The organism is Vibrio aphrogenes, assembly GCF_002157735.2.
GTDB lineage: Bacteria > Pseudomonadota > Gammaproteobacteria > Enterobacterales > Vibrionaceae > Vibrio > Vibrio aphrogenes.
This window is the reverse complement of sequence record NZ_AP018689.1, coordinates 2,478,316-2,494,640: the sequence shown is the minus strand read 5'-3', so window position 1 is coordinate 2,494,640 and position 16,325 is coordinate 2,478,316. Positions and strand designations below refer to the sequence as shown.

The 16,325-nt window shown below is 42.0% G+C and carries 17 protein-coding genes; 15 read left to right on the top strand and 2 right to left on the bottom strand.

The window, feature by feature from the left end; all coding sequences use genetic code 11:
- From mnmG to glmU, 14 genes are all read left to right on the top strand, one after another.
- The gene (gene mnmG, locus VCA1004_RS11305; protein WP_086981844.1) at positions 1 to 1,896 is read left to right on the top strand and encodes a tRNA uridine-5-carboxymethylaminomethyl(34) synthesis enzyme MnmG; all 1,896 of its coding nucleotides are present in this window, start codon (positions 1 to 3) and stop codon (positions 1,894 to 1,896) included.
- Entirely contained in the window at positions 1,893 to 2,546 is a 654-nt protein-coding gene (gene rsmG / locus VCA1004_RS11300; protein ID WP_179949570.1) for a 16S rRNA (guanine(527)-N(7))-methyltransferase RsmG, read from the top strand. Before mnmG ends, rsmG begins: the two co-directional genes overlap by 4 nt.
- Positions 2,547 to 2,556: 10 nt before the next feature.
- Positions 2,557 to 3,339 carry a ParA family protein gene (locus VCA1004_RS11295; protein WP_086981843.1) on the top strand — a complete coding sequence of 261 codons (783 nt, stop codon included), beginning with the start codon at positions 2,557 to 2,559 and terminating at the stop codon, positions 3,337 to 3,339.
- 46 nt (positions 3,340 to 3,385) lie between these two features.
- The gene (locus VCA1004_RS11290) at positions 3,386 to 4,270 is read left to right on the top strand and encodes a ParB/RepB/Spo0J family partition protein (protein WP_086981842.1); all 885 of its coding nucleotides are present in this window, start codon (positions 3,386 to 3,388) and stop codon (positions 4,268 to 4,270) included.
- A 150-nt stretch (positions 4,271 to 4,420) separates the two neighbouring features.
- Positions 4,421 to 4,768, top strand: a complete 348-nt coding sequence (locus VCA1004_RS11285; protein ID WP_086981841.1) for an ATP synthase subunit I — start codon at positions 4,421 to 4,423, stop codon at positions 4,766 to 4,768.
- A 12-nt stretch (positions 4,769 to 4,780) separates the two neighbouring features.
- Positions 4,781 to 5,557 carry a F0F1 ATP synthase subunit A gene (atpB, locus tag VCA1004_RS11280; RefSeq protein WP_086981840.1) on the top strand — a complete coding sequence of 259 codons (777 nt, stop codon included), beginning with the start codon at positions 4,781 to 4,783 and terminating at the stop codon, positions 5,555 to 5,557.
- Between the two features lie 45 nt (positions 5,558 to 5,602).
- The gene (atpE, locus tag VCA1004_RS11275; protein WP_017024253.1) at positions 5,603 to 5,845 is read left to right on the top strand and encodes a F0F1 ATP synthase subunit C; all 243 of its coding nucleotides are present in this window, start codon (positions 5,603 to 5,605) and stop codon (positions 5,843 to 5,845) included.
- 49 nt (positions 5,846 to 5,894) lie between these two features.
- On the top strand, positions 5,895 to 6,365 hold the full coding sequence (atpF, locus tag VCA1004_RS11270) for a F0F1 ATP synthase subunit B (RefSeq protein WP_164520857.1): 471 nt from the start codon (positions 5,895 to 5,897) through the stop codon (positions 6,363 to 6,365).
- A 15-nt stretch (positions 6,366 to 6,380) separates the two neighbouring features.
- Positions 6,381 to 6,911, top strand: coding sequence for a F0F1 ATP synthase subunit delta (gene atpH, locus VCA1004_RS11265; protein ID WP_086981838.1), 531 nt, complete (start codon positions 6,381 to 6,383; stop codon positions 6,909 to 6,911).
- A 13-nt stretch (positions 6,912 to 6,924) separates the two neighbouring features.
- Positions 6,925 to 8,466 (top strand): F0F1 ATP synthase subunit alpha, encoded by a 1,542-nt coding sequence (gene atpA, locus VCA1004_RS11260; RefSeq protein ID WP_086981837.1) that lies wholly within the window; start codon positions 6,925 to 6,927, stop codon positions 8,464 to 8,466.
- A 112-nt stretch (positions 8,467 to 8,578) separates the two neighbouring features.
- Entirely contained in the window at positions 8,579 to 9,445 is an 867-nt protein-coding gene (atpG, locus tag VCA1004_RS11255) for a F0F1 ATP synthase subunit gamma (RefSeq protein WP_086981836.1), read from the top strand.
- 69 nt (positions 9,446 to 9,514) lie between these two features.
- The gene (gene atpD / locus VCA1004_RS11250; RefSeq protein ID WP_086981835.1) at positions 9,515 to 10,918 is read left to right on the top strand and encodes a F0F1 ATP synthase subunit beta; all 1,404 of its coding nucleotides are present in this window, start codon (positions 9,515 to 9,517) and stop codon (positions 10,916 to 10,918) included.
- A 33-nt stretch (positions 10,919 to 10,951) separates the two neighbouring features.
- Entirely contained in the window at positions 10,952 to 11,374 is a 423-nt protein-coding gene (locus tag VCA1004_RS11245) for a F0F1 ATP synthase subunit epsilon (protein WP_086981834.1), read from the top strand.
- Positions 11,375 to 11,516: 142 nt separating this feature from the next.
- On the top strand, positions 11,517 to 12,878 hold the full coding sequence (glmU, locus tag VCA1004_RS11240; protein ID WP_086981833.1) for a bifunctional UDP-N-acetylglucosamine diphosphorylase/glucosamine-1-phosphate N-acetyltransferase GlmU: 1,362 nt from the start codon (positions 11,517 to 11,519) through the stop codon (positions 12,876 to 12,878).
- Between the two features lie 181 nt (positions 12,879 to 13,059).
- Here the strand turns inward: glmU and punC are convergent, their stop codons facing one another.
- A complete protein-coding gene (gene punC / locus VCA1004_RS11235; RefSeq protein ID WP_086981832.1) occupies positions 13,060 to 14,253 on the bottom strand; it encodes a purine nucleoside transporter PunC in 1,194 nt (397 codons plus the stop codon).
- Between the two features lie 141 nt (positions 14,254 to 14,394).
- Between punC and punR the strand changes: the two genes are divergently transcribed.
- Positions 14,395 to 15,294: a DNA-binding transcriptional activator PunR gene (gene punR, locus VCA1004_RS11230; RefSeq protein ID WP_086981831.1), complete on the top strand. Its 900-nt coding sequence runs from the start codon at positions 14,395 to 14,397 to the stop codon at positions 15,292 to 15,294.
- A 48-nt stretch (positions 15,295 to 15,342) separates the two neighbouring features.
- Here punR and murQ read toward each other — a convergent pair whose 3' ends face one another.
- Positions 15,343 to 16,242 carry an N-acetylmuramic acid 6-phosphate etherase gene (gene murQ / locus VCA1004_RS11225; RefSeq protein WP_086981830.1) on the bottom strand — a complete coding sequence of 300 codons (900 nt, stop codon included), beginning with the start codon at positions 16,240 to 16,242 and terminating at the stop codon, positions 15,343 to 15,345.
- Positions 16,243 to 16,325 lie beyond the last annotated feature (83 nt).

The window sequence follows — 16,325 nt, the reverse complement described above, 5'->3', positions numbered from 1 at the left end:
ATGTTTTATCACGAAAACTTTGACGTCATCGTCGTTGGTGGTGGTCATGCAGGAACGGAAGCTGCTCTTGCGTCTGCTCGTACAGGCCAAAAAACACTACTGCTCACTCATAATATTGATACATTAGGACAAATGTCTTGTAACCCAGCCATTGGTGGGATTGGTAAAGGACATTTAGTCAAAGAAGTGGATGCTCTTGGTGGATTAATGGCCCAGGCTATTGATAAAGCAGGGATTCAATTTAGAACATTAAACGCATCAAAAGGCCCAGCGGTACGTGCTACCCGTGCTCAAGCGGATCGATTGTTATACAAACATGCGGTAAGAACCACTTTAGAAAATCAACCTAACTTGACTCTTTTTCAGCAAGCAGTGGACGATTTGATCGTTGAACACGATCAAGTGACCGGTGTGGTCACCCAAATGGGGCTCAAATTCAAAGCCAAAGCAGTTGTACTGACTGTTGGTACTTTCCTTGGTGGTAAGATTCATATTGGTCTAGAAAACTTCTCAGGTGGCCGTGCAGGCGATCCACCGTCTATCGCTCTTGCGGATCGTTTACGTGCATTACCATTCCGTGTCGATCGTCTAAAAACAGGGACACCACCACGAATTGATGCGCGCACAGTCGATTTAGCCAGTTTAGAAAAACAATATGGTGACAACCCAACCCCTGTTTTTTCTTTTATGGGTAAAGCCAGCGATCATCCGGCTCAAATTCCATGTTTCATTACTCATACCAATGAAAAAACACATGATGTGATCCGTAATAACTTAGATCGTAGCCCTATGTATTCTGGTGTGATCGAAGGTATTGGACCTCGTTATTGCCCTTCAATTGAAGATAAAGTGATGCGCTTTGCCGATAAAAATAGCCATCAGATCTTTATTGAACCAGAAGGTCTAACCACGACAGAATTATATCCAAATGGGATTTCAACCAGCTTACCATTTGACGTACAAGTTAAAATCGTTCAATCGATGAAAGGCTTTGAAAATGCGCAAATCATGCGCCCAGGTTACGCCATTGAGTATGATTTCTTTGACCCTCGCGATCTTAAGCAAAGTTATGAAACCAAATTCATCTCTGGTTTGTTCTTCGCCGGTCAAATAAATGGCACCACAGGTTATGAAGAAGCGGCAGCACAAGGTTTAATGGCCGGTCTTAACGCTTCGTTATTTACTCAAGGTAAAGAATCTTGGAGCCCACGTCGTGATGAGGCTTACATGGGGGTATTGATTGATGATTTATCCACCATAGGTACTAAAGAACCTTATCGCATGTTTACTTCTCGTGCCGAATATCGTTTGTTATTACGTGAAGATAATGCCGACTTACGTTTAACTGAAAAAGGACGTGAACTAGGTTTAATCGATGATGCTCGTTGGGCTCGTTTCAATCAAAAAGTTGAAAATATGGAGCTTGAACGTCAACGTTTAAAAGAAACTTGGGTTAATCCAAAATCGACAAATGTTGATGAATTAAATCAATTATTGAAGACGCCAATTGCTCGTGAAGCTAATGGTGAAGATCTTCTGCGTCGTCCAGAAATGACGTATGACAAGTTGATCTCTTTACAACAGTTTGCTTCAAATATCGATGATCCTGAAGCCACTGAGCAAGTTGAGATCCAAGTGAAATACGAAGGCTACATTCAACGTCAAAAAGAAGAAATTGAAAAATCACTTCGTCATGAAAATACCAAGTTGCCAATGGATTTAGATTATACCCAAGTGAAAGGTTTATCTAATGAAGTGGTACTTAAACTGAATAATGCTAAACCGGAAACCATAGGAATTGCTTCTCGTATTTCGGGTATTACACCGGCGGCTATCTCAATTTTACTTGTCCATTTGAAGAAATATGGCCAATTGAAGAAGGGAGATGCTGCGTGAATCCCACTTTAATCAATTCAGCATTGAGAGAAAAACTGGATGCTTTATTATCCCAAACCACACTAGAGGTTTCTGAACTACAAAGAAATCAATTAGTTGGTTATGTGGTGTTATTAGATAAATGGAATAAAGCCTATAATCTAACATCAGTTCGTAATCCAATGGATATGTTGATTAAACATATTATGGACAGTATTGTTGTTAGCCCATATCTTAATGGTGAACGTTTTATTGATGTTGGTACGGGCCCTGGTTTACCGGGGATTCCATTAGCGATTTTAAATCCAGATTATCATTTCACATTACTCGATAGTTTAGGTAAGCGTATTCGCTTTATTAAACAAGTCCTACACGAGCTTGGTATTGAGAATGTTGAGCCAATGCAAAGCCGTGTTGAAGAGTATCAACCGGAAGTGGGATATGATGGGGTGATCAGCCGTGCTTTTGCTTCTATGTTAGATATGGTTGAATGGTGCCATCATTTGCCAAAAACGGAAAATGGGGTTTTTCTTGCTCTGAAGGGACAATTACCGGAAGATGAGATAGCTTTATTGCCTGATACTTTAACGGTATCGGATATTCATGTTTTGCAAGTACCTGAATTAGAAGGTGATCGTCACTTAATCGTTTTGGGAAAAAAAGGATTATAACGGGGTTATCGTGGGGAAAATCATTTCAATTGCTAACCAAAAAGGCGGAGTAGGGAAAACGACCACGTGCGTTAACCTTGCAGCGTCTATGGCCGCAACCAAAAGAAACGTCTTAGTTATTGATCTTGATCCTCAAGGCAATGCCACGATGGCGAGTGGGGTCGATAAATATGACCTCGATTACACGGCTTACGATTTATTGGTTGAACAAACACCTTTCGATGAGGTGGTTTGTCGCAATACACCGGCAGACTATGATTTAATTGCTGCCAATGGTGATGTGACGGCCGCTGAAATCAAGCTCATGGAAGTGTTTGCCCGTGAATTACGTCTCAAAAATGCCTTAGCTCCAGTTTGCGAGCACTATGATTATATTTTTATCGATTGCCCTCCTTCATTAAACCTATTAACCATTAATGCCATGGCGGCTTCTCATTCGGTCTTAGTGCCAATGCAATGTGAATACTTTGCGTTAGAAGGCTTAACGGCTTTAATGGATACCATCAGTAAATTAGCTGCCGTCGTTAATCATGATTTAAAAATCGAAGGTATTTTACGTACCATGTTTGATCCTCGAAATCGTTTATCTAATGATGTTTCTGAACAATTGAAGAAGCATTTCGGGGATAAAATGTATCGAACAGTGATTCCTCGTAACGTCCGACTTGCCGAGGCACCGAGTCATGGTAAGCCTGCCATGTATTACGATAAATATTCAGCAGGTTCAAAAGCTTATCTTGCTTTGGCAGGTGAGATGTTACGTCGAGAGGAAGCTCAAGCGGCGATAGCTTAATGTGATTAATATTATTATATAAAAAGAAAGAAAGGATAATCCTAAGATGTCTAAACGCGGTTTAGGTAAAGGTCTTGATGCCCTACTTTCGACCAGTTCATTGGCGAGAGAAAAACAACAAAAAGTGGCACAAAGCCAAGCTTTATCTTCAGAAGGCCAGCTGGCTGACATTTCCATTTCTCAACTCTCTCCTGGTAAATATCAACCAAGAAAAGATATTCAACCTGAAGCTCTCGAAGAACTCTCTGCCTCCATTCGCACTCAAGGCATTATTCAACCTGTTGTTGTCCGTAAAATTAACGATTCTCAGTATGAAATTATTGCGGGCGAACGTCGCTGGCGTGCCGCTAAATTGGCAGGGTTAACTCAAATTCCTTGCGTAATTAAGAATGTTCAAGACCGTGCTGCAATTGCGATGGCTCTTATTGAAAATATTCAACGTGAAAATTTGAATGCGATTGAAGAAGCTCAAGCTTTAGAAAGGTTGCAAAAAGAGTTTGAATTAACTCATCAGCAAGTAGCAGATGCGATCGGTAAGTCGCGTACTGCGGTCACAAATTTGCTACGTCTTAATACGCTTGATGACGAAGTAAAGCATTGCGTTATATCAAAAAAGTTAGAAATGGGGCATGCTAGAGCACTGCTTTCTCTCGATTTTGCTGATCAAAGTAATGTTGCAAAAATTGTGGTTGCTAAGAAATTAACCGTTAGACAAACTGAAGCTTTAGTGAAAAAACATTTAGAACCCAAAGAACCTAAGGTTATTGCAGAAGATATTCCTGCTAAAGGGTTGTCTGACAAATTATCTGAGCAATTCGGGACAAAAGTTGTTATTAAGCGTAATGCTAAAGGTAAAGGCAAAATTACCATTGATTTTGAGGATATAGAGCATTTATATGCTCTCTTTAACACAAACTTGGATAGAAATTAACTCTGTTATTAGAATATCGCTAAACAATTAACAGAATGTAAAAATAATCATTTTGCACCTTGCTATCTTCTGTCATACAGGCAAAGTAAGGTGTAGTATGTTCTGCGCATACAACTGAGCCAAAAATAAATGTAATTGGGTGTAAATAGAATGTATTTTTTAGTTTTAACTCAGTTTATTGTGGTTGGCGCTTTGAGCTTAATCAGTCTGTATGTTCAGGGAGAGATGGCAGCGAAATCTGCCATTTATGGGGGGCTGGTGTACTGCATCCCGTATATCGTAACGCGTTTGTATTTAGACAAGCCTGGAGCGGATACGGCAGCAAAAGTTATGGCGAAAGCCTATGTAAGCTTAGCGTATAAGTTTGTGATTACCGGCGCTCTATTTGTGTATTGTTTTAAATACACGGAAGTGCACCTTATCACCTTCTTCAGCGGCTATATATTGGCCTTTGTTGTGCAATGCATTATGTCAGTTGGTTTTATCAAACGTAATTAGACAGGATATCTAATGGCTGGTTCAGGTGAATTAACTCCTCAGGAGTACATCTCACACCATCTACATAACCTTCAAGCAGGTAGCGGATTCTGGACGTTTAATATTGATTCATTGATCGTATCGTTCTTGTTGGGCGGTTTGATGCTGTGGGTCTTTTATCGCGTTGGTCAAAAAGCCACTAGCGGCGTACCAGGTAAGCTTCAATGCTTTGTAGAAATGGTCGTTGAGTTTGTTGATGCCTCAGTAAAAGATATTTTCCATGGAAAGAATGCATTAGTGGCTCCATTAGCGTTAACCGTCTTCGGATGGATTTTCCTAATGAACCTAATGGATCTTATTCCGGTCGATTTTCTTCCTCATACTGCCACACTTCTTGGTATTCCTTATCTACGTGTCGTACCTACTGCTGATGTAAACATTACGATGTCTATGTCATTAGGGGTATTTATTTTGATTCTGTATTACAGCATTAAGATAAAAGGCATTAGTGGGTTTGCTAAAGAGCTGGGCTTACAACCTTTCAACCACTGGGCTTTCATTCCAATTAACCTAGTGCTCGAAGGTGTAACGTTATTGGCTAAGCCAGTCTCATTAGGACTGCGTTTATTCGGTAACATGTATGCAGGTGAGTTGATTTTCATTTTGATTGCAGGGCTTCTGCCTTGGTGGTCTCAATGGCTTCTTTCCGTGCCATGGGCGATTTTCCACATCTTAATAATCACCCTACAGGCATTTATCTTTATGATTTTGACGATAGTGTATTTATCTCAAGCATCAGAAGAACATTAATTAAAAATTTTTTACATAACATTCAGATAAAACTTGGAGTTATAAATGGAAAACTTAAACATGGATCTGCTGTACATCGCTGCGGCTATCATGATGGGTCTAGCAGCAATCGGTGCGGCTATCGGTATCGGTATGCTAGGTGGTAAATTCCTAGAAGGTGCAGCACGCCAACCTGATCTAATCCCTCTACTACGTACTCAGTTCTTCATCGTAATGGGCCTTGTGGATGCGATTCCTATGATCGCTGTTGGTCTAGGTCTATATGTGATGTTTGCGGTCGCCGGATAGAATTTTCCCCGGTATTTGTTTTTAAATTGCAAACAAAGGAGAGTATGCGGTGAATATGAACGCAACTCTGTTAGGTCAAGCGATAGCGTTTGTGCTATTCGTGTGGTTCTGCATGAAGTATGTATGGCCACCACTGATGGCAGCAATTGAAAACCGTCAGAAAAATATTGCTGATGGTTTAGCAGCCGCTGACCGCGCAGCTAAAGACTTGAGCCTGGCACAAGCTAATGCTTCTGATAAATTGAAAGAAGCCAAAAAAGCCGCTGCTGAGATCATCGATCAAGCGAATAAGCGTAAGAGTCAAATTTTAGAAGAAAGCCAAATTGAAGCTCAAGCTGAGCGTCAAAAGATCTTAGATCAAGGCCGAGCTGAACTTGAAACTGAACGTAATCGCGCTCGTGATGAGCTTCGTAAGCAAGTCGCTGTATTAGCGATCGCCGGTGCTGAGAAAATCCTGGAGCGTTCAATCGACGAAAACGCACACCAAGATATTCTCAACGAAATTACTGCAAAATTGTAACTAGAGGGGCAGCATATGTCTGATTTGACTACAATCGCACGCCCCTATGCTAAAGCAGCTTTTGAATTTGCGGTCGAGAAAGAAGCACTTGGACCATGGTCTGAAATGCTCGCTTTCGCTGCCGAAGTCGCAAAAAATGAAGATGTCACTAGCTTATTGAATAAGTCAGTTGCGGCTGACCAATTAGCCGATATCTTTGTTTCAATTTGCGCTGAGTTTGATGAACACGGTCAAAACTTTATTCGAGTTTTGGCAGAGAATGGCCGATTAAAAGCCCTTCCTGAAATCTGTGATGAATTTTTGATTCTAAAAAAAGAATCTGAAAATCAAATTGATGTTGTGGTTACTTCTGCAAAAGAACTAACCGAAGCACAATTAGCAGAAATCAGCAGCAAACTTGAGCAGCGTCTTGAACGTAAAGTAAAGCTGAATTGCAGTGTAGATGAGACTCTACTTAGTGGAGTTATTATTCGAGCCGGAGACTTAATAATCGACAACTCAACTCGCGGTCGTTTGAACCGTTTGAGTGACGCATTAATGTCTTAATGGGGATTGGAGCATGCAACTTAATTCCACAGAAATTAGCGATCTGATCAAGCAGCGTATTGAAAAATTTGACGTTGTTAGTGAAGCTCGCAATGAAGGTACTATCGTTTCAGTAAGCGATGGTATTATCCGCATCCACGGTCTAGCTGACGTGATGCAGGGTGAAATGATTGAACTACCTGGTGGTCGTTTTGCTCTCGCACTTAACCTTGAGCGTGACTCGGTTGGTGCGGTAGTAATGGGACCTTACTCAGACCTTCAAGAAGGGATGAAAGTAACAGGTACAGGTCGTATTCTTGAAGTACCTGTTGGTCCAGAGATGTTAGGCCGTGTGGTTAACACACTAGGTCAACCTATCGATGGTAAAGGCCCTATTGAAGCAAAATTGACTTCTCCTGTAGAAGTGATTGCACCAGGGGTTATCGATCGTAAGTCAGTAGATCAGCCTGTTCAAACAGGTTATAAGTCTGTTGACTCAATGATCCCAATCGGTCGTGGTCAACGTGAACTTATCATCGGTGACCGTCAGACTGGTAAAACCGCGATGGCTATTGATGCCATTATCAACCAAAGAGATTCGGGTATTTACTCTATCTATGTTGCGATTGGCCAAAAAGCCTCAACAATCGCTAACGTAGTGCGTAAATTAGAAGAGCATGGTGCACTTGCTAACACTATCGTGGTAGTCGCATCGGCGTCAGAATCTGCGGCACTGCAATACCTAGCACCATACTCTGGTTGTGCGATGGGTGAATATTTCCGTGACCGCGGTGAAGATGCACTGATTGTTTATGATGATCTATCAAAACAAGCGGTTGCTTACCGTCAAATTTCTCTACTTCTAAAACGTCCACCTGGCCGTGAAGCTTTCCCTGGTGATGTATTCTACCTTCACTCTCGTCTACTAGAGCGTGCAGCTCGTGTAAACGAAGATTACGTAGAACGTTTCACTAACGGTGAAGTGAAAGGTAAGACGGGTTCTTTGACAGCATTGCCTATCATTGAAACTCAAGCGGGTGACGTATCTGCATTCGTACCAACGAACGTAATCTCGATTACCGATGGTCAGATCTTCCTACAAACTGAGCTATTTAATGCTGGTGTTCGCCCTGCGGTTGACCCTGGTATTTCGGTATCTCGTGTAGGTGGTTCAGCGCAAACTAAGATCATTAAGAAACTGTCTGGTGGTATTCGTACTGCATTGGCACAGTATCGTGAACTTGCAGCATTTGCTCAGTTCTCATCTGATCTTGACGCCGCGACTAAGAAGCAGCTAAACCATGGTCAAAAAGTGACTGAATTAATGAAGCAGAAACAATATGCTCCATTATCTGTCTTTGACCAAGCACTTGTGATTTTCTCTGCTGAGCGTGGTTATCTTGACGATGTTGAGCTTAACAAGCTAGCGGATTTCGAGTCTGCACTACTGTCGTACGCTCATGGTCAATATGCTGATTTCGCAACTGAAATCAACAAAACGGGTGCTTATAACGATGACATCGAAGCGAAACTGAAAAAGTTAGTCGATGACTTCAAAGCAACCCAGACCTGGTAATTCGTAGGTGATGTTTTCGATGTTGATTTGTGGTGATAACAACCTAAATCGAGATGTCGCATCACCTATCGCGAATATCCATTAATGGGCTCTTCATAAACGGAGAAGAACGATGGCCGGCGCAAAAGAAATTCGTACCAAAATTGGTAGTGTGAAAAGCACACAAAAAATTACGAAAGCAATGGAAATGGTAGCAGCTTCTAAAATGCGTCGTTCGCAAGACGCAATGGAATCTTCTCGTCCATATGCACAAACAATGCGTAAAGTGATCGGTCACGTAGCCAACGCTAACCTTGAGTATAGACATCCTTATCTCGAGGAGCGTGAAGCTAAAAAAGTTGGTTATATCATTATTTCTACTGACCGTGGTCTGTGTGGTGGCTTAAACATTAACCTGTTTAAGAAAGCCGTTACTGACATGAAAGGTTGGTCTGATAAAGGTGCAGCAGTTGAAGTTGCTGTGATTGGCTCAAAAGCCACGGCCTTTTTCAAAAGTGCAGGCGCTAAAATCTCTGCTCAAATTTCAGGTTTAGGTGATGAACCTAGCCTTGAAGCTTTGATTGGTAGTGTTGGCGTAATGCTGAAGAAATATGATGAAGGTGAGTTAGATCGCCTTTACGTGGTATTCAATAAATTTGTGAATACCATGGTTCAAGAACCAAAGATCGATCAATTGCTACCTCTGCCTAAATCAGATAGCGATGACATGAAACGCACTCATTCTTGGGATTATATTTATGAACCCGAGCCAAAACCATTACTCGATACATTATTGAAGCGCTATGTTGAGTCTCAAGTGTATCAAGGTGTGGTGGAAAACCTTGCTTGTGAGCAAGCGGCGCGAATGGTTGCTATGAAAGCTGCAACAGATAATGCCAGCAACTTGATTGATGATTTACAACTTGTGTACAACAAAGCTCGTCAAACAGCGATTACACAAGAGTTGTCTGAAATCGTGTCAGGTGCGGCAGCAGTTTAGTCTTTTTATTAGACGCATGGTTATTAAATTTTAGTGCTTAGGTATTTAAATAGTTTAGAGGATTTAACGATGGCTACAGGTAAGATCGTACAGATCATCGGTGCGGTAGTCGACGTAGAGTTCCCACAGGAAAGTGTACCTCGTGTATACGATGCCCTGAATGTGACTGAAGCGAAAGAACGTCTTGTTCTTGAAGTTCAGCAACAGCTTGGCGGTGGCGTAGTTCGCGCAATCGTTATGGGTAGCTCTGATGGTTTACGTCGTGGTTTGGAAGTGATTAACACAGGCGCTCCAATCTCAGTACCAGTTGGAACACAAACGCTAGGTCGCATCATGAACGTATTAGGTGATGCTATCGATGAGCGTGGTGAAATTAACGCTGAAGAAAAATACGGTATCCACCGTGCAGCACCTAGCTATGAAGAGCAGTCTAACGTGACTGAGCTTTTAGAAACAGGTGTTAAAGTAATCGACTTGATTTGCCCATTTGCTAAAGGTGGTAAAATCGGTCTATTCGGTGGTGCGGGTGTAGGTAAGACCGTTAACATGATGGAACTTATCAACAACATCGCACTGCAGCACTCTGGTCTATCAGTATTTGCTGGTGTAGGTGAGCGTACTCGTGAAGGTAACGACTTCTACTTTGAAATGCAGGAAGCGGGTGTTGTAAACATCGAAGAGCCTGAAAAATCAAAAGTAGCAATGGTTTACGGTCAGATGAACGAGCCACCAGGTAACCGTCTGCGCGTAGCATTGACCGGTCTAACTATGGCGGAAAAATTCCGTGATGAAGGCCGTGATGTACTATTGTTTATCGATAACATTTACCGTTATACCCTTGCGGGAACAGAGGTATCGGCACTTCTAGGTCGTATGCCATCTGCGGTAGGTTATCAGCCAACACTTGCTGAAGAAATGGGTGTTCTACAAGAACGTATCACATCGACTAAACAAGGTTCTATCACCTCTGTTCAGGCGGTTTACGTACCTGCGGATGACTTAACTGACCCATCACCAGCAACGACGTTTGCTCACTTGGATGCAACGGTTGTACTTAACCGTAACATCGCTGCTATGGGTCTATACCCTGCAATCGACCCATTGGATTCATCATCTCGTATGCTTGATCCTCTTGTGGTTGGTCAAGAGCACTATGATGTAGCACAAGGTGTTCAAACCACTCTACAACGTTATAAAGAGCTAAAAGACATCATCGCGATTCTAGGTATGGATGAGCTTTCTGAAGAAGATAAGCAAGTCGTATCTCGTGCTCGTAAGATTGAACGTTTCTTAACTCAGCCTTATCACGTAGCGGAAGTATTTACTGGCGACCCAGGTGTGTACGTTTCTCTAAAAGAAACACTACGCGGCTTTAAAGGTCTGATTGCTGGTGATTACGATGACATTCCAGAGCAAGCGTTCATGTACTGCGGTACGATTGACGATGCTGTTGAGAAAGCTAAGAAGCTGTAAGTTTCTTAACGATAAGGCTCATTAGGAGGCAACATGGCTATGACTTTTCACCTAGACATCGTAAGTGCAGAGAAAAAATTATTTTCTGGTACGGTCGAGTCATTCATGGTGACAGGTAGTGAAGGTGAATTAGGGATTTACCCTGGTCACACCCCACTTCTGACTGCTATTAAGCCTGGCATGGTGCGTCTAGTGAAACAACACGGCCACGAAGAAATTATTTATGTTTCTGGTGGTATGGTAGAAGTTCAGCCTGGTACAGCAACTGTACTGGCTGATACCGCTATCCGTGGTGAAGATTTAGATGCAGCTAAGGCTGAAGAAGCCAAACGCAAAGCTGAAGAGAATATTCATAATCAGCATGGCGATATCGACTTCGCACAAGCGGCAAGTGATCTAGCGAAAGCAATTGCTCAGCTACGTGTTATTGAGTTAACTCGTAAATCACGTCGCTAATTTTAGCGTTAGTAGAGTAGATAAAAGGCGGCCCTGTGGTCGCCTTTTTTGTTTTTTGTTGAAGTTCGTCCGATGAACTTTGGTCATTTATCAGCGAAATAGGGTAAAATTTCAATAATATGAAAATAATAGGATCATCCTCATGAATTTTAGTGCTGTTATTCTTGCTGCGGGTAAAGGGACTCGCATGTATTCTGAAAAACCAAAAGTCTTGCATACTCTTGCTGGTCGTCCGATGGCAAAGCATGTGATTGATACTTGTGCCAATTTAGGTGCGCAAAATATCCACCTCGTTTACGGTCATGGCGGCGACCAAATGAAACAAGCTTTGCAAGATGAGCCGGTTAATTGGGTGTTGCAAGCGGAACAATTAGGCACAGGTCATGCGGTTAACCAAGCGGCGCCAGATTTTGCTGATGATGAAAAAGTATTAATTCTTTATGGTGATGTGCCCTTAATTTCAAGTGAAACCATTGAAAACCTATTAGATGCTCAGCCGACAGGTGGGATTGCACTTTTAACTGTTATTCTTGATAAGCCAATGGGTTATGGTCGTATTATCCGTAAGAATGGCCCGGTTGTTGCAATTGTTGAACAAAAAGATGCCACAGAAGAGCAAAAATTAATTAAAGAAATCAACACCGGTGTGATGGTTGCTACTGGTGGTGATTTAAAACGTTGGTTATCAAATCTTAAAAACGAAAATGCCCAAGGTGAATATTACTTAACCGACGTGATTGCGGCTGCACATAATGAAGGTCGTGCCGTTGAGGCGGTTCACCCAGCCAATACAATTGAAGTGGAAGGGGTGAATGACCGTTCGCAATTAGCGCGCTTAGAACGTGCTTATCAAGCGATGCAGGCACAATTTCTACTTGAGCAAGGTGTGATGCTACGCGATCCAAACCGCTTTGATTTACGTGGTGAAATTCAATGTGGTATGGACGTTGAAATCGATGTAAACGTGATTATCGAAGGCAATGTTTCGATTGGTGATAACGTATTTATTGGCGCAGGCTGTATTTTAAAAGACTGTGAAATCGACGATAACAGCGTGATCAGTCCTTATACTGTGATTGATGGTGCAACGGTTGGTGAAAACTGTACTGTTGGTCCATTTGCCCGTCTTCGCCCTGGTACGGAATTAAAACAAAAGGCGCATGTCGGAAACTTTGTGGAAATGAAAAATGCCACTTTAGGATTGGAATCGAAAGCGGGGCACTTAACTTATCTAGGCGACTCAAACATTGGTGCTCGCGTGAATATTGGTGCGGGTGTGATCACTTGTAATTACGATGGTGCCAATAAATTTACAACCACCATTGGCGATGATGTGTTTGTTGGCTCTGATTCACAATTGATTGCTCCAGTGACGGTTGCAAACGGAGTAACCATTGGTGCTGGCACCACATTAACCAAAGATGTAAAAGACAATGAATTAGTGATTACTCGTGCAAAAGAGCGTGTGATTGCAGGTTGGAAACGCCCGACGAAAAAGTCGTGATAATACCCATAGTACTCATTATTTGAACCTCTTTGTTTGTCAAAAGGCTCGATAACGACGTTATAAACGTTAATGGATAAGTCACTACTTATCGACAATTTTGAATAAGAAAAAAGGTCACTTCATTTCAATGAGGTGACCTTTTTATTAATGAGTTAAAAGCGATTAACGGGATTGGTTATTAGATTTCTTCCGCTAACTCAGCTTTCACTTCTACTTTTGATTTTGACTTTGAATAGAAGTAACCGCCCAATAAGCCAATGGTACATAAGATAGCCGTGAAACCTGTTGTTGGCAGCGCTTGGCTAGCGAAAGCGGCAACTAAAGCACTGGCAAGGCCACTGATACAGATCTGTAAGCTATTTTGTAAACCGGCTGCCGTTGCTGGGCTGTTTTTGCAGCTTGAAAGAGCACGGTTAACCACGATTGGGTATAACGCACCATTTGCGACAGCAATAAAACAGAAAGGCAATAATACTGGCCAGATATTTGAAATATTCATTTGTGAAGCAATAAACATCACAACAGATGAAAGAGTAAATAAGCCTAAAAGGATTTTTAAGACTTTAATATCACCCAGTTTTGCAACATAACGCTTACCAAAGTAGCCACCAGCCATAAAGGCGATAGTTTGAGGGATAAAGCTTAAACCGATATCTTTCGCATCATAACCCATTGATGTCATGATTTCTGGCATGCCGGTTAGGTAGGCAAAAAAGCACGCTGATGCCATCGCAAACATCATCACATTACCAAGATAAACACGAGAGCCCAGTAGCGCTTTAATGTCTTGTTTAATTGAGGTTTGTTTGGCTTGTGCCGCTTCATCTTTCGGTTGTGCTAACGTCATCCAAGTTAAGGCTGCACCCACCACAGTTAAGAAAATAAAGATACTTGACCAACCAAAGTGACTCATCAAGAACACACCTAATTGTGGTGCAATTGCAGGAGACAGAGCGACTAATGGCATGATTGACGCAAAGACTTGTTGGCTTACTGAGCTAGAGTAACGCTTAATCACCATCGCTTGCCAAATAACCGCTGGCGCACAAACACCAATTGCTTGAATAAAACGTAACGTCAGTAATTGCCACACTTCTTGACTGAAACTTAAACCTAATGAAGCTAGGGAAAAGACGACTAAGCCAACCGCTAAGGTATTGCGGTGACCAAACTTATCAGAGGCTAAGCCCCACAATAATTGACCTGATGCCATACCTGCTAAAAAGATTGAAAGAGATAAAGCAATGGATTCTGGGCCAGTCGAGAAATGTTGTTCTAACACCTTAAATGCAGGCAGATACATATCTGTCGCGACAAAGCCCAACATAGAGAGCATAGCCAGGTAAAAGAGTTGAGTTTTTTTGATGTTCATAAAACAACCATTAAAATGTTAAATACACGAATACAGTATTAAAAAGGATTTGAAATAAGGTTGCGGATTATAAAATTTTCTACCTAAGAAATTAAACGTTATAATTTCAAGGTATCGTTCAAAAATTTTGATAGGTAAGTTATGTTCTCCAAACAATCGCTACAAATGTTAGATACCGTTGCTCGAATGGGAAGCTTTACTGCTGCGGCGGAACATTTACATAAAGTCCCATCGGCCATTAGTTATGCCGTCCGCCAAGTAGAACAAGAACTTGGTGTGAAATTATTTCATCGTTTAACCCGCAAAGTCGAATTAACTGAAGCGGGCGAGCATTTTATTAAAGAAGCTCGTTTGTTATTACGCCAGATGGAGGACGTAAAATCACAAATTAAGAGAGTGGAAAGTGGCTACCATAAAACGGTCAAACTTACCTTAGATAATATCGTTAAAATAGAACCACTTAAGAAGTTAATAACAGATTTCTACCAGACTTTTGATTACGCTGAATTGCAGATCAATATGGAAGTATTTAACGGTTCATGGGAAGCCATTTCTGAAGGGCGAGCCGATGTTGTGATTGGTGCCACATCGGCCATTCCTGTCAGTGGTGATTATGGGGTGAAATCCATGGGCAGTATTGACTGGGCTTATGTGATGGCCTCCGATCACCCATTAGCCAACAAACCGGAATTAACCGATGACGATTTATCTCGAATTCCCGCTATTTGTTTAGACGATACCTCAATTATTCTACCCAAACGCCATACTTGGCATTCAGCGCAACAGCGTCGTTTATTATTACCTAATTGGTTTAGTGCGATTGAATGCTTGAAAAGTAAGGTAGGAATGGGCTACATGCCTCGTCATATGGCCAGCCATTTTATTGCTCAAAATGAACTCATCGAAGTAAAACTGAAAGGCGACAAACCACTCAGTGCTTGTTGTTTAGTTTGGCGTAAAAACCAAGATAACAAGCTGGTGGAGTGGTTAATCGATTATCTAGGTGATAGTGATAAGTTGTATCACGATTGGTTAGAGTAGCGGTTGAGTTATCATTTTAATGCTAATAATTTGATGCAAACAATTCGCTTAGCCTGTTAATGCTTGGCGTATAAAACCGTTGTGGTCGGCTAAACGTTGCTTTGCTTGCTTAGCATCTATATCAGCTAATAACATTAAAATCGCGGTTTTACAGTGGCGCTCACAAGCATTCAGTGCTTGCTCGGCTTGTTGTGGGCTAACCCCAGTGGCTTCGACAACAATATTGGTTTGTCGTTGAATGAGTTTGGCATTGGTGGCTTCTACATCGACCATTAAATTACCAAATACTTTACCACTGCGGATCATCGCTCCTGTAGTGAGCATATTGAGTATCAACTTTTGTGCGGTTCCGGCTTTCATGCGAGAGGAACCCGTTACGATCTCTGGCCCAACAATAGGAGTGATAGCAATGCGCGCTTCTTTCTCCATTGGGCAGTCTGGGTTGCAAGCGACAGAAACGGTCATTGCCCCCACGCTATTAGCATAGTGTAAGCCGCCGATCACATAAGGGGTTCGTCCACTGGCAGCAATACCGACTACCACATCTTTGGCGCTGAGGTTTAGCGCTTTTAAATCATCTTGACCAAGTTCGGCATTATCTTCCGCATTTTCAACCGCCTTTAAAATCGCTTGGTGGCCACCAGCAATTAAACCGACAACGAGATCCGGATGGGTGCCATACGTTGGTGGGCACTCGCTGGCATCTAAAATACCTAAACGGCCAGAAGTTCCTGCCCCCATGTAAATCAAACGGCCACCATTGGCAAATGCTTGAGTAATCGCATCAACAGCTTGTGCAATATTGGGGAGTTGGCTTTGTACCGCAAGAGCGACTTTTTGATCTTCTTGGTTAATAACGCTGAGCATATCCAAGGTTGAAAGGGTGTCTATTTCAGCGCTGGCTTGATTGCGACTTTCGGTGACTAACTGGGTTAAATCGATGTTCATGGTCTCTCTCGCTCAAACGGGTTTGACATAACATAAGCCCGATAATGGAGAAAGTAAACGCAGTAACGATGAGAAAATAAAGC